Annotated in this window: 10 protein-coding genes, 2 tRNA genes and 3 rRNA genes; 8 read left to right on the forward strand and 7 right to left on the reverse strand. The window is 61.5% G+C overall.

What is annotated here, in order from left to right:
- Positions 1–221: 221 nt before the first annotated feature.
- The 5 genes from DV733_RS07450 (at position 222) to DV733_RS07470 (ending at position 5,781) form a co-directional block, all read left to right on the forward strand.
- Positions 222–1,693 (forward strand): 16S ribosomal RNA (locus DV733_RS07450).
- A gap of 96 nt (positions 1,694–1,789) precedes the next feature.
- Positions 1,790–1,861: transfer RNA gene (locus DV733_RS07455), tRNA-Ala, on the forward strand.
- A gap of 331 nt (positions 1,862–2,192) precedes the next feature.
- A 23S ribosomal RNA gene (locus DV733_RS07460) occupies positions 2,193–5,113 on the forward strand.
- A 114-nt stretch (positions 5,114–5,227) separates the two neighbouring features.
- Positions 5,228–5,349 (forward strand): 5S ribosomal RNA (gene rrf / locus DV733_RS07465).
- Together the 16S, 23S and 5S rRNA genes with 2 tRNA genes alongside form the textbook arrangement of a ribosomal RNA operon.
- Before the next feature lie 356 nt (positions 5,350–5,705).
- Positions 5,706–5,781 (forward strand) — tRNA-Cys (locus DV733_RS07470).
- Positions 5,782–5,891: 110 nt separating this feature from the next.
- On the opposite strand, the gene DV733_RS07475 is transcribed toward DV733_RS07470, so the two are convergent.
- The 5 genes from DV733_RS07475 to pyrE all read right to left on the reverse strand — a co-directional run bounded on the left by DV733_RS07475 (position 5,892) and on the right by pyrE (position 9,555).
- The gene (locus DV733_RS07475; RefSeq protein ID WP_049995291.1) at positions 5,892–6,572 is read right to left on the reverse strand and encodes a class I SAM-dependent methyltransferase; all 681 of its coding nucleotides are present in this window, start codon (positions 6,570–6,572) and stop codon (positions 5,892–5,894) included.
- A gap of 166 nt (positions 6,573–6,738) precedes the next feature.
- Positions 6,739–6,939: a hypothetical protein gene (locus tag DV733_RS07480; RefSeq protein WP_049995290.1), complete on the reverse strand. Its 201-nt coding sequence runs from the start codon at positions 6,937–6,939 to the stop codon at positions 6,739–6,741.
- Positions 6,940–7,113: 174 nt separating this feature from the next.
- Positions 7,114–7,371 (reverse strand): glutathione S-transferase N-terminal domain-containing protein, encoded by a 258-nt coding sequence (locus DV733_RS07485; protein WP_049995289.1) that lies wholly within the window; start codon positions 7,369–7,371, stop codon positions 7,114–7,116.
- A gap of 70 nt (positions 7,372–7,441) precedes the next feature.
- Positions 7,442–8,875 (reverse strand): NCS2 family permease, encoded by a 1,434-nt coding sequence (locus tag DV733_RS07490; protein ID WP_049995288.1) that lies wholly within the window; start codon positions 8,873–8,875, stop codon positions 7,442–7,444.
- Positions 8,876–9,018: 143 nt separating this feature from the next.
- Complete coding sequence (gene pyrE / locus DV733_RS07495) at positions 9,019–9,555, reverse strand: orotate phosphoribosyltransferase (RefSeq protein WP_049995368.1); 537 nt, start codon at positions 9,553–9,555, stop codon at positions 9,019–9,021.
- Positions 9,556–9,646: 91 nt separating this feature from the next.
- On the opposite strand from pyrE, the gene DV733_RS07500 reads away from it, so the two are divergent.
- Positions 9,647–10,228 carry an L-threonylcarbamoyladenylate synthase gene (locus DV733_RS07500; protein ID WP_049995287.1) on the forward strand — a complete coding sequence of 194 codons (582 nt, stop codon included), beginning with the start codon at positions 9,647–9,649 and terminating at the stop codon, positions 10,226–10,228.
- A gap of 72 nt (positions 10,229–10,300) precedes the next feature.
- The gene (locus DV733_RS07505; RefSeq protein WP_049995286.1) at positions 10,301–10,672 is read left to right on the forward strand and encodes a hypothetical protein; all 372 of its coding nucleotides are present in this window, start codon (positions 10,301–10,303) and stop codon (positions 10,670–10,672) included.
- 17 nt (positions 10,673–10,689) lie between these two features.
- Here DV733_RS07505 and DV733_RS07510 read toward each other — a convergent pair whose 3' ends face one another.
- A complete protein-coding gene (locus DV733_RS07510; protein ID WP_049995285.1) occupies positions 10,690–11,346 on the reverse strand; it encodes a hypothetical protein in 657 nt (218 codons plus the stop codon).
- A 37-nt stretch (positions 11,347–11,383) separates the two neighbouring features.
- Positions 11,384–12,046, reverse strand: a complete 663-nt coding sequence (locus DV733_RS07515) for a hypothetical protein (protein WP_049995284.1) — start codon at positions 12,044–12,046, stop codon at positions 11,384–11,386.
- A 111-nt stretch (positions 12,047–12,157) separates the two neighbouring features.
- Here DV733_RS07515 and DV733_RS07520 point away from each other — a divergent pair, with 111 nt between their 5' ends.
- Positions 12,158–13,510 (forward strand): ADP-dependent glucokinase/phosphofructokinase, encoded by a 1,353-nt coding sequence (locus tag DV733_RS07520; protein WP_049995283.1) that lies wholly within the window; start codon positions 12,158–12,160, stop codon positions 13,508–13,510.
- The last annotated feature ends 365 nt before the right edge of the window (positions 13,511–13,875 follow it).

The raw sequence follows: 13,875 nt of genomic DNA on the forward strand, positions 1-13,875 counted from the left end.
GGTTCGAAGGGCTTAAGACCCTTCCTGGGTAACGTTCGGGTCCGGAGGAAATGAGGATTCCACCCCTGCGGTCCGCCGTACAGATGGGATCTGATGTTAGCCCTGGTAGTTCGGTGACACCCGATCGGGGGTGTCGTCGAACTCGACTCAAGACGATAGCGATCACGTCCACGGGTAACAGTGGACGTGTTCCCGCCTAACCCCCCTGCTCTGCAGGGGACATTCCGGTTGATCCTGCCGGAGGCCATTGCTATCGGAGTCCGATTTAGCCATGCTAGTTGCACGAACTTAGATTCGTAGCAGATAGCTCAGTAACACGTGGCCAAACTGCCCTATGGACACTGATAACCTCGGGAAACTGAGGCTAATAAGTGATACAGCTCTCATCCTGGAGTGGAGAGAGCTGGAAACGCTCCGGCGCCATAGGATGTGGCTGCGGCCGATTAGGTAGACGGTGGGGTAACGGCCCACCGTGCCGATAATCGGTACGGGTTGTGAGAGCAAGAGCCCGGAGACGGAATCTGAGACAAGATTCCGGGCCCTACGGGGCGCAGCAGGCGCGAAACCTTTACACTGCACGACAGTGCGATAAGGGGACTCCGAGTGCGAGGGCATATAGTCCTCGCTTTTCTGTACCGTAGGGAGGTACAGGAACAAGTGCTGGGCAAGACCGGTGCCAGCCGCCGCGGTAATACCGGCAGCACGAGTGATGGCCGATATTATTGGGCCTAAAGCGTCCGTAGCCGGCCAGACAAGTCCGTTGGGAAATCGGCGTGCCTAACACGTCGGCGTCCAGCGGAAACTGTTTGGCTTGGGGCCAGAAGATCCGAGGGGTACGTCCGGGGTAGGAGTGAAATCCCGTAATCCTGGACGGACCACCGGTGGCGAAAGCGCCTCGGAAAGATGGACCCGACGGTGAGGGACGAAAGCTGGGGTCTCGAACCGGATTAGATACCCGGGTAGTCCCAGCTGTAAACGATGTCCGCTAGGTGTGGCGCAGGCTACGAGCCTGCGCTGTGCCGTAGGGAAGCCGTGAAGCGGACCGCCTGGGAAGTACGTCTGCAAGGATGAAACTTAAAGGAATTGGCGGGGGAGCACTACAACCGGAGGAGCCTGCGGTTTAATTGGACTCAACGCCGGACATCTCACCAGCACCGACAGTGTGCAGTGAAGGTCAGTTTGATGCGCTTACTGGAGCCACTGAGAGGAGGTGCATGGCCGCCGTCAGCTCGTACCGTGAGGCGTCCTGTTAAGTCAGGCAACGAGCGAGACCCGCACTCTTAGTTGCCAGCAGCATCTTGCGATGGCTGGGTACACTAGGAGGACTGCCGCTGCCAAAGCGGAGGAAGGAACGGGCAACGGTAGGTCAGTATGCCCCGAATGTGCTGGGCTACACGCGGGCTACAATGGCCGGGACAATGGGAAGCCATTCCGAGAGGAAGCGCTAATCCCCTAAACCCGGTCGTAGTTCGGATTGAGGGCTGAAACTCGCCCTCATGAAGCTGGATTCGGTAGTAATCGCGTGTCATAAGCGCGCGGTGAATACGTCCCTGCTCCTTGCACACACCGCCCGTCAAAGCACCCGAGTGGGGTCCGGATGAGGCCATCATGCGATGGTCGAATCTGGGCTCCGCAAGGGGGCTTAAGTCGTAACAAGGTAGCCGTAGGGGAATCTGCGGCTGGATCACCTCCTAACGATCGGGATCGGGGCGTTGCCCCGACCCACCTCGAGTCGGTTCGCGACACGCCCGTTCGGGCACCTACGAACTATCAGGGCTAACATTTCGCCGGGCCCATAGCTCAGTGGCAGAGCGCCGCCTTTGCAAGGCGGAGGCCCTGGGTTCAAATCCCAGTGGGTCCATGTCTCGTGGCCATCTCGAACCGGTCCCCTTAAGTGTGGGACGGCGTTCGGATGGTACACGAACGACCGATGCACCACCCCGCGGCAAGCGCGGGTGGGAAGGGTTGATGCACGCACCGTCTTACCACCTCGGGCGTGTATATGACACCGTGTGTACGTGCGATCCAGGCGTCCACTGGACTCGTTCATCGAGTTACAGTGACGTTGCATCTGCTTAGCAGATGCGAACGTTGCAACCGTTTCGACGGTTGCACATCGTCGCAACTACATCCGTAGTTGCACCCGCAACTCTTACGAGTTGCAAACATCGCAACTGCATTCCGCAGTTGCACACAAGTTGGCTACTATGCCAGCTGGTGGATAGCTCGGCTCGGAAGCCGATGAAGGACGTGCCAAGCTGCGATAAGCCTGAGGGAGCCGCACGGAGGCTTAGAACTCAGGATCTCCTAATGGGAACTCCCCACCGCAATTGCTTCGCGCAATGGGGAACGCCGGGAACTGAAACATCTTAGTACCGGCAGGAAGAGAAAGCGAACGCGATATCGTTAGTAACCGCGAGTGAACGCGATCCAGTCCAAACCGAATCCTTCGGGATATGTGGTGTTTTGGGCTGACATTCATCGACCGAACGTCTTCGAGAAGTCTCCTGGAACGGAGCGTGATACAGGGTGACAACCCCGTATCGAAGTCAAGTACGTCGTGCGTCAGTTCCTGAGTAGCGGGGGTTGGAAATCCCTCGTGAATTTGGCAGGCATCGTCTGCCAAGACTAAATACTCTCCGAGACCGATAGTGAACAAGTAGCGTGAGCGAACGCTGAAAAGCACCCTCAGAAGGGAGGTGCAATAGGGCTTGAAATCAGTTGGCGATGGAGCGACGGGGCACGAAAGGTCCTGTGACGAATGATCGAGGCGCGAGCCTCCAGTAAGACTCACAGGAAGCCGGTGTTCTGTCGTACGTTTTGAAAAACGAGCCAGGGAGTGTGTCTATTTGGCGAGCCTAACCCGGTCATCGGGGGAGGCATAGGGAAACCAACATGGCCGCAGCATTGCCAGGGCCGCCGTCTTCAAGGGCGGGGAGTCAAATGGACACGACCCGAATCCGGACGATCTACTCCTGGGCAAGGTGAAGCGTGCCGAAAGGCACGTGGAAGCCTGTTAGAGTTGGTGTCCTACAATACCCTCTCGTGACCTAGGAGTAGGGGTGAAAGGCCCATCGAGTCCGGCAACAGCTGGTTCCAACCGAAACATGTCGAAGCATGACCTCTGCCGAGGTAGTCTGTGGGGTAGAGCGACCGATTGCCGTGTCCGCCTCCGAGAGGAGTCGGCTCGGCTGTCAAACTCCGAACCTACAGACGCTGTCGACGCAGGGAGTCCGGTGCGCGGGGTAAGCCTGTGTACCATAAGGGAAACAACCCAGCGCTTGGTTAAGGTCCCCAAGTGTGGATTAAGTGTAATCCTCTGAAGGTGGTCTCAAGCCCTAGACAGCCGGGAGGTGAGCTTAGAAGCAGCTACCCTCTAAGAAAAGCGTAACAGCTTACCGGCCGAGGTTTGAGGCGCCCAAAATGATCGGGACTCAAATCCACCACCGAGACCAAGCCGCACCCGTTACAGGGTGATCGCGTAGGTTGGCGCTCCAATTGGGTGGAAGCAGGGATGAGAATTCCTGTGGACCGATTGGTGACGAAAATCCTGGCCATAGTAGCAGCGAAAGTCGGGTGAGAATCCTGACGGCCGAAAGGGCAAGGGTTCCTCGGCACTGTTCGTCAGCCGAGGGTTAGCCGATCCTAAGTTCCGTCGTAATTCGAGCGGATCGAAAGGGAAACTGGTTAATATTCCAGTGCCACCATACATTGAAAGTCGACGCCTCGGGGTAGACCGAGCCGGGCCTTCGCCCGGTCGAATCCTCCAAGCTCGTGGAAGCCGTAATGGCACGAAGCGGGTGAACGGGGAGATAGAGAAATTCGGTTCAACCTGGGGCCCGTGAAAAGACGAGTATGGTGCTCGTACCCAGCACCGACACAGGTGCCCTGGCGGAGAAAGCCCAGGCCTGTCGGGACAAACCGACGTTAGGGAATTCGGCAAATTAGCCCCGTAAGTTCGCGATAAGGGGTGCCTGCCTCGGGAAGAGGCAGGTCGCAGTGACTTGAAGGCTCGGACTGTCTAGTAACAACATAGGTGACCGCAAATCCGAAAGGACTCGTACGGTCACTGAATCCTGCCCAGTGCGGGTATCTGAACACCTAGTACAATAGGACGAAGGACCCGTCAACGGCGGGGGTAACTATGACCCTCTTAAGGTAGCGTAGTACCTTGCCGCTTCAGTAGCGGCTTGCATGAATGGATTAACCAGAGCCTTACTGTCCCAACGTTGGGCCCGGTGAACTGTACGTTCCAGTGCGGAGTCTGGAGACCCCCAAGGGGAAGCGAAGACCCTATGGAGCTTTACTGCAGGCTGTCGCTGAGACATGGTCGCTACTGTGCAGGATAGGTAGGAGGCGTTACACAGGTACTCGCGCTAGCGAGCCACCGAGCCATCACTGAAATACTACCCGGTAGTGACTGTGACTCTCACTCCTGGCGGAGGACACCGATAGCCGGGCAGTTTGACTGGGGCGGTACGCGCTCGAAAAGATATCGAGCGCGCCCTAAGACCATCTCATCCGGGTCGGAGATCCGGAGAAGAGCGCAAGAGCATAAGATGGTTTGACAGTGTTCTTCCCAACGAGGAACGCTGACGTGAAAGCGTGGTCTAGCGAACTCATGCGCCCGCCCGATGCGGGCCATGAATGACAGAAAAGCTACCCTAGGGATAACAGAGTCGTCACTCGCAAGAGCACATATCGACCGAGTGGCTTGCTACCTCGATGTCGGTTCCCTCCATCCTGCCCGTGCAGAAGCGGGCAAGGGTGAGGTTGTTCGCCTATTAAAGGAGGTCGTGAGCTGGGTTTAGACCGTCGTGAGACAGGTCGGCTGCTATCTATTGGGGGTGTCATGGTATCTGACGGGAACGCCCGTATAGTACGAGAGGAACTACGGGTGGTCGCCACTGGTGTACCGGTTGTTCGAGAGAGCACTGCCGGGCAGCCACGCGACATGGGGTAAGAGCTGAACGCATCTAAGCTCGAAACCCACCTGGAAAAGAGATACCGCTGAGGCTACTCGTAGAAGACGAGATCGATAGACTCGGGGTGTACGCGTCGAGGCAACGAGACGTTCAGCCCGCGAGCACTAATCAGCCGAAGCCACCATTCATACCGCACTGTGACTCTTTGAACGAGTCCAGGCGCTATCTGGATCGCACGTACACACGGTGGTAACCAACCGACGCATGGTGCATCGTCGCGGTTCGAGTCCGCGAGTCGGCGTTAAGGCGGCCATAGCGGCGGGGCAACTCCCGTACCCATCCCGAACACGGAAGATAAGCCCGCCTGCGTTCCGGTGAGTACTGGAGTGCGCGAGCCTCTGGGAAACTCGGTTCGCCGCCTACTATTCATACCGTATTCAAACCTCGCACAGCCATTGCGCTGTGCGGGGTTTTCGTCATTTATACAGTCACGAGTGGCGACGCTATCTTTCGTAGTGCCATCGCCGTCGGGACCGCGTGATCGGCGAGAGGGAAGTACGAGACCGCTACGCTTAAACGCGAAAGCCGGGTAGATAGAGGTGCGCCAAGGTGGCAGAGTCCGGCCGAACGCAGCGGCCTGCAGTACCTGCAGACTCGCTTCGCTCGCCTGCCGATGTCGACCACTCGTTCCTCGCGGTCGACAGCCGCCCATCGCCGGCACGATCGGCGTGTCGGCCAGAACATAATCCCTATATCCTTCGGACGAGGAACTTCATACGCGCCAAGGTGGCAGAGTCCGGCCGAACGCAGCGGCCTGCAGAGCCGCCCATCGCCGGTTCAAATCCGGCCCTTGGCTTGTTTTGCGAGTGACAATTCGTCGCGAGCAATTGCCAAACGAGGATTTGACCCTGCCGCGAGCGTTAGCGAAGCGGCTCTGGTTCAAATCCTGCCCGCCATGTTTGATGTTCAGGGCGCGACGCCGACAGTCAGCAGGGTCCCGTATTCGCGGTAGTGTTCGACCATGGCTTCCCGGGAGTTCCAGTCGTCGGTGGGGAACTCGCTCGCAGGTGGGATCTCGACCTCGCGATCGGGGATAGCCTGCTGCTCGGCGACGTGGAAGCCAGCCTCGCGGAAGCGCTGGTGGTAGTCGTCGCGCGACCAGCGGGACATCTCGATATCGACGTACTCAGTCCATGCGGCGGTGTGGGGATTGTCGGCGTAGAAGTCGACCGCACAGTAGAACGTGCCGCCGGGTCGAAGGACGCGGAGGAGCTCCTCGAGCGCGGCCATCGGATCGCTGGCGTAGTAGAACGCCTCCATCGAGAAGACGTGGTCGATGGAATCGTCCTCGAAGGGAAGGTGCTCGAAGTCACCGACCAAGAATCCCACTGCGGGGTCGTCGGTGTAGCTGCGGGCGTTGCGCACCATCTCGGGGGCCCCGTCGAGACCGTAGGCGCGTGCTGCGCCGCCGGCTGCTCGCATGGCGCGCGCGGCGTAGCCGCTCCCACAGCCGAGGTCCAGAACAGTATCGTCGTCTTCGATCGGCATGCGGGCGAGTGCGTGCTTGGCGGTGTGCCAGTGGCGTTCTTCCATGCCTCTGTCGCGGCCTTCGGCTGCCCAGTCGTCGAATTCCTCGCGGACACTCATGTCTCAGTCGAGGACTGGCGGCGTGAAAACGGATTCGACTACTTACTCGCCGGCTGACCTGCCGGCTCGACTACTTACTCGCCGGCTGACCTGCCGGCTCGACTACTTACTCGCCGGCTGACCTGCCGGCTCGACTACTTACTCGCCGGCTGACCTGCCGGCTCGACTATTGCCACATCCGAGGGGCGTACCCGAGCCACCGCACGGCCATGAAGTAGACCGTCGCGACGACGATGGCGATCACGGCCTCGATCGCGAAGCCGACGTCTCCGAAGAGAATGTTAACGAGTCCGAGCGCGCCGAACATCAACAGGATTGCCGCGGCGTAGTGCGGGAGCGCTTCCTTGTACTGGGATCGGTCGGCCATACCTGGGTGTGGCACGCGCTGGAGAAAAAACAGTGGTGTCTCCCTGGTCGCGAGTGCGTCGCTCGAAGTCGGGCTACGCGCCGGAGCCGTCGGTCTCTACGACCACTTTTTCCTCGTTCGCTTCGCTCACTCGCAAAAACATGGGGAAAAAGACCGCGACCGCACGCTCGTCACTTAGGCTGCGCCGGAGCCGTAGGTCTCTTCGAGGTAGGCAACGATATCGTCGCTCTCGGGCATCCCGTCGACGCCGTGTTCAGTGTCGACGAGGACAGGCACGCCGGTCTGGCCCGAGATATCCTTGACTTCGGTGCGCTCGCTGTGGCTCCGGGGGACCTTGTGGGACTCGTAGTCGAGGCCGAGCTCGTCGAGTTTCTTCGTGACTTTCGCGCAGTACGGACAGCCGTCGAGTTCGTAGAGTTCGAGGGTTGGCATCGAACAGGGGTAGGAATCGAAGGCAAAAGAGGTCAGCGGTCGTGTGCGCGGTGAGGTCCCAGCTGGATGTTTACGCGAGCGTGTTGGTTCGAACGACGTAATAGACGACGAAGGCGCCTGCCATGATCCACTGTGCGATGTGCACGTCACTCGCTTCGCCCTTGGCTGCCTTGACGATCGGATAGCTGATCATCCCGGCAGCGATCCCGTTGGCGATCGAGTGTGTCAACGGCATGATCGCGATTGTAAGGCCAGCCGGAATCGAGTGGGTGACGTCGTCCCACTGAATGTCAGTCACGTTCTGAAACATCAGTAGCGCGACGACGACGAGTGCGACGTACGGCGCGAAGTCCGGAATCACTGCCAGCAGCGGAACGACAGGAAGCGTCAACAGGAACAGAACTGCGACGACGAGCGCCGTCATCCCAGTACGGCCACCCTCCTCGATACCCGTCGACGATTCGATGAAGGCGGTGACCGTCGAGGTGCCGAGAATACCACCGGCGGTCGTACCAACAGCGTCAGCCATGAGCGGCTTTTCCATCTCGGGGAACTCGCCGTCCTCGTCGAGGAACCCAGCAGCCTGACCGAGGCCGGTCAGCGTCCCGGCAGTGTCGAAGAAGTCGACGAAGAAGAACGTGAACACGACGAACGAGAACGTCACGATGTCGACTTGCTGGAACCCTTCGATGAACCCACCGGCGATCGGCGTAATGTCGTAGGCGGCAGCGTCGTAGGTGATCTGATCGATCCCAGGAGCGAGTCCGCCCGTCGTCTGATAGAGCGTGATCGGCTCTGGGAGTTGACCGGAGTACGGAACCACGCCGAGCGCGCTCGCGACGTAGCCACCGATAGCCGTCGCGATGATCCCGATGATGATCGAGCCTCGCATTCCGCGTGCGTACAGCGCCAGCGTCAGGAAGACACCGAGAAGCGAGACGACTGCAACTGGATCCTGAGCGAGGACCGGATTGAGCGACGTGATGTTGGTCGTGTCGGCGGCCGAGATTCGCATGAACTGCAGGCCGATGATGGCGAGGAACAACCCGATTCCTGCGCCGACGCCGTATTTGACTGGTTCAGGAAACAGATTGATGATCGTCTCTCGTAGCCCGACAGCAGTCAGAATCATAAACAGGATTCCTTCGACGAAGACTGCTGCGAGGGCTGTCTGCCACGATATTCCGAGCGCTGGTGACAGGACGACCGTCAAAAAGAAGGCGTTCAGCCCCATTCCTGGTGCTAAGCCGATCGGTCTGTTGGCGTAGAACGCCATCACGAACATCGCGACGGCTGCCGCGAGGATAGTAATCACTGACAGCATCTGGAAGACCCGGTCCGGGGAAACGCCCTCGGGGGTGATCGCGATGGATAAGATCGACGGGTTCACCACGATGATGTAACTCATCGTCAGGAACGTGGTTGCCCCGGCGAGAATTTCTGTTTCTAAGTTCGTCCCATGCTCCTCGAAGCCAAAGTAGTCCGCGAGTGTCTCGCGTACCATGTCTCTCGTCCGTCGTATCACAGACGCCCTTCTTAACGCTTTAGATTCCCGTAAGGCCCGATTCGACGCCCACAATATATGTTTACTGAAGGGAAATACTGCCGGGAAAATATCGGCCGAAACCGCTCACGTCTAAGGGATTCTCACTCGCGATCGGCCAGTAGTTGCGACGCGCTCACCAGCGATTCGAGTTCGAGGTCGTGTTCGGCGAGGTTCTCGGCCGCGCCCTCCTCGCGGTCGACGACGACGATGACGCGCTCGACGACCGCGCCCGCCTCCCGGAGCGCCTCGGCGGCGTCGACCGCACTCTGTCCCGTGGTCGCGATGTCTTCGAGGATGATGACTTCCTCACCCTCCTCCAGATTGCCCTCGATGAGGTTCGCGGTGCCGTACTCTTTCTGCTGTTTGCGCGCGATGACGTAGGGCCGGCCGGTCTCGACGCTGGTGACCGCCACGAGCGGGACCGCGCCGAGGGCGACGCCCGCGAGTGTGGTGTCGCCGCCGAGTTCGGCCAATCGCTCCGCGAAGGCCTCGGCGATCAGTTCGAGACAGTCGGGATTGGTCTCGAAGACGTACTTGTCGACGTAGTAGTCGCTCGTCCCGCCGTGGGAGAGTTCGAACTCGCCGAATTTGACGGCCTCGGCCGCACGAAGCGCGTCGATGAGTCGTTGGGTGTCCATATCCCCGAGTGTGCCGGCGTCGTGGTAATACCCATCGGATCGCGATCGATTTCCCCGTGGATTTTTGCTCTCGAACCCCCATCTCCGGTCGATGCCGAACGTCGCCGACGCAGTCGACGCCATCCGCAACGGCGAACTGGTGATCTACCCGACCGAGACAGTGTACGGACTCGGCGCGGACGCGCTCGACCCTGACGCCGTCGCGCGCGTCTTCGAGGCCAAGGGCCGGAGTCGGGACAAACCGATCTCGCTGGCGGTCCCGGACGTCGAAGCCGCGCTGGGCTACACCGATCCCACAGGCCTCGAACAGGAGTTTATGCACGAATTTCTGCCTGGGCCGGTGACTGTGCTGGTCGAGCGCCGCGAGACGGTGCCGGATATTCTGACCGCCGGCCGCGAACAGGTGGGCGTGCGCGTGCCCGACCACGACCTGGCGCTGTCGCTGCTTGCCGACGTCGCGCCGATCACCGCGACAAGTGCGAACGTCAGCGGCCAGCCAAGCGCGCGCCGCGTGGCCGATCTGGATTCCATCACCGATTCGGCGGCCGTGGTGCTGGACGGCGGCGAGACTGGCGGGACGGGGAGTACGGTCGTCGACGTCGAAGCTGGGGAGATCCACCGTCGGGGCGCGAACGCCGACGCGATCGAGGCGTGGCTCGACGAGCATCGCTGAGCCCGACGGGAATCCTGTGTCACTGCCCACTGATGTGGGTGTTTTTTGTCGACGCTCGCCGCACTGTGAGGCGTGCATCGACGCTGGCTCACTGCGATCGGGGTCGGGACTGTTCTGGTAACTCTCGGGCTCGCGGCCGTTGTCCTCGTGAGTGGCGCAGTCGATCTCATCCTCTTGCTCGTGCTCGTTTTGTGGGCGCTGGGCGGGACGGGCTGGATCGCCGCCGGTGAAGACTGGGCAGTCGCCGACCTGACGTGGTATCAACTCGTCGGGGTCGGCGTCGGACTCGTCGCGGCTGGGATGAGCCTCCTCGCCGTCCAGACGCTGGCTACCGGCGGCGATCAAGTCGTCGGGGGCATGCAGGCGATGATCGCCGTCGTCCTCGCGATCCAGGCCGCCAACCACTACCGCGGCGGCAACATCACCGACGTCGTCGACGTGTAGTCACGCACCGGAATCGTCTAGCCGATCAGCGACCGCAACGACCGCGTCCGAACCCCGCATCCCTCGCGATACTCGCAGGGCTCGCACTTATCTCGGTTCTCGACCCTCGCTGGCGGCCCGTCGATCGATTCGGCAGTTCGGAGTGCCGCCCGGTACTGTGCTCGTCTCCGTGCGGAAACGTCGATCTCGCGAATCACCCCGTAGGCGGGGTACTCGACGAACGCGCGCTCGACGGTCGTCTCCCGCTCCCAGGCCAGCGCGAGCGCGGCCGCGACGACGTGGACCGACTGGGGTTCCCAGACCCCCTGTTCGGGTGGACGGCCGGCGAACACCAGCGACGGGGCCAGCGGCTGCTCCAGCACCTTGTGGGCGATCCCACGGGCGTCTTTGCCTTCGAGTCGCACGTCCCGATTCGGGGGGTCGGCCAGTTGGTCCCAGGCGTCCAGCCCCGCCCGGGCGCAGTTGAGCCGCGAGCGGAAGGTGGTCGGCGTCACCTCGATCGGGGCCGCGAGGAGGGCCGCTTCGTCGGTCAGCAGGCGCTCGTACTCGAAGGCGAGCTGGCGGCGATCGCCGACTTCTTCCGGAATGGAGTCGCCGACGTCGGGGTCGCGCCACCGGTAGTAGAGTTTGCGGGGACAGTACGCCGCGGTCGCCACGTCGCGGAAGGCGTGCATACCACCCCTGGTGGCGGAATCGCGTATAAACCTCAGCTCAGAACGAGACGTTGGTCTCCATGTCGTCGGTCGCGTCCTCCAGGCCGTCTTCCTGGACGCTCGCGGTCAGGCGGATCGACAGATCGGCGTCGGTCAGGGCGTCCTCGAAGGCGGTCTGGAAGCGATGGCTCGCCCGGCGGGCACGGTTCTGTGCGGCCGCGACGTGACGGAAGTGTGTGATGGTGTCGTCGTCGGCGTCGAGTTCGGCCGCGATGGTGTCGTCGTCGGCGTCCTCGGCGAGCAGATCCCGCAGTGTCGACATGGATAACGGCGCGTCGGCGTCGTCCTCGCCACTGCTCACGGGTCGTTCCTCCCCGTTCGCTTTCGAGGACTCCCTTCGGTCGTCCTCGCTGATCAGGTGCAGGTCCATCCGCGCAGTGAAGACAGTCTCGGCGTCGAGATCCAGGTCGCGCGCCAGTGTCTCGTCGTCCTCACCCGCGTAGAACCCGCGGACGATCTCCGCCAGCGTCTCGTCGTCCAGCCCTGTCTCGAAGTCGTAGCGCTCGCGCATGTCCGCGACGACCGCCCGCAGGCGCTCGGCGATCTCGGCCTCGTCGACCTCGCTCAGCGAGCCGTGCCCCTCCTGCTGGCGCTCGGTGACCGTCCCCTTCTCGGCGACGTCCATGAAGATATCCCGGAGTTCCTCGGTCTTCTCGTCCATAGAAACCACACGTGGTCGCCTGTAGATAAAAATCTGTTTGTCGTATCAATTCAATGTACTTTCTGTCGAGTCAGGGGAACGACTATACTGTCGGCCCGTCACTTCCCGGCAGTGACGCACGTCGACGACGATCCGCGAGCAGCACTGGACGCGATCACCGAGTATCCGGTCTTCCTCGCGCACAACGCGAACGTCGACGCGCTCTGCCACGTCGACGAGAGCGTCGAGTCGGTTCTGAATCCGCCGGGCGAGGCCTGGCCCGAGAGTATCGATTCGCCCGAGGCACTGGCGACGGCCATCACCCAGACGATGGCCCGTGGCGACGGCGACCTGCTCGCGACAACCGCAGAGTTCGACGCCTGGCTGGCCGAGCGACTCGCCCCCGACGAACAGCGACTGGGCGGGCAGGCCGCGATCATGGCCGACCTCGTCTCGTTACTCGACGGCGACCCGATTCTGTGGACCTATCTGCTCTCGGACACCCAGCGCGCGCAGTTCACCCACCCCGAGTCGATCCGATTTCCGGTCGTCGACGGCGACTCACTGTCGTTCGTCCCGCTCTCGGAGGCCCCGACGACCGACCAGACGAAACGCAACTGGATCTTTGAGTTCTCGGCGGGCGATCGGCTGTTCGAGACGACCGCGACCGCCGACACGCGATTCATCGCCGCGACGCGGCCGGATCGATTCAACCTCGAAACCGGGCTCGACCCCGTCGTCGAGCAACTGGGCGCGAACGTCGAGTGCGCGCTGGTCTCGGGCTACCAGAGCCTCAAACGCGTCTACGACGACGGCTCGACGTTCGACGAGCACGTCGAGCGCGGGGCCGAATTTCTGCGCGATCTCGCCGCCGAGGGTGTGACGATTCAACTTGAGTATGGGGTCACGCACAAGCGCGACCTCCGTCGGGCGCTGATCGAGCACGTCCTGCCCGAGATCGACGCCGTCGGGATGGACTCGCGGGAACTCGAACTGCTCTGTGAGGATCTTCAGTATGCGGGTGGTGGCCCGGGACCCGATATCGTCTCCCAGTACCGCACACTCAAGGATCTCCTGGCTCGGCTGGGCGTCGACTGTATCAAAGTCCACACCACGGACTACTTCCTCGCAGTGATGGACGCCGACGCCTATCTCGATCCCGAGTACGTCGCCGAGGGCTGGGCCATGGCCGCCGTCGTCGCCGCGAGCAAGGCCACTGAGGGCGTCATCGACGAACCCAGCGACCTGGAATCCGGCCTCGACGTCGACTTCTCGCCCCCCGGTGTTGCGTCGCTCTCGCAACTGGGTTCGTATCTCGGGGTCGACGATCCCGGCCCCGATCTCGTGGCGACGCACGACGGCGTCGCGGTCGCCGCTCACGCCAACCGCGTCGTCGACGACCCCGTGAGTACGGTCGGGCTGGGCGACTCGATCGCCGTCTCGAACTTCCTCCTGGAGAACGCGCTCTCTGATTCTGACTTCTGAGTTTCTGCTGTGACTGTCCTCTACGGATGTGATGGAATACTGTCATTCTGGGGTGGCGCGCGCTGGCGAGACGGTATGTCGAGCCGACACTGTGCGAGGGACGACCGAGCGAGTGTAGCGAGCGACGGAGTCGGTTGGGGAGGGTGTGGCTGGCTGTGGGTGGGTGGGGCTGAAAGGGGCGACCGGGTCGGAGAGCGAGACGACGTAAGCACTGGACTGAGCAGAGCGAAGGAAGCGCGCAGCGAGAGCGAGACGTGACCATCGGGAGCGTCTCGAAAACGCGAACGGGGAACGAAGTGACCCGTGAGCGAGCAACAGCCTGCGAGCCTGTCGGGGCTTTCTGGCCGTTCCGAGCTGTGCGTGAA

This window comes from Halapricum salinum (assembly GCF_004799665.1).
Classification (GTDB): domain Archaea; phylum Halobacteriota; class Halobacteria; order Halobacteriales; family Haloarculaceae; genus Halapricum; species Halapricum salinum.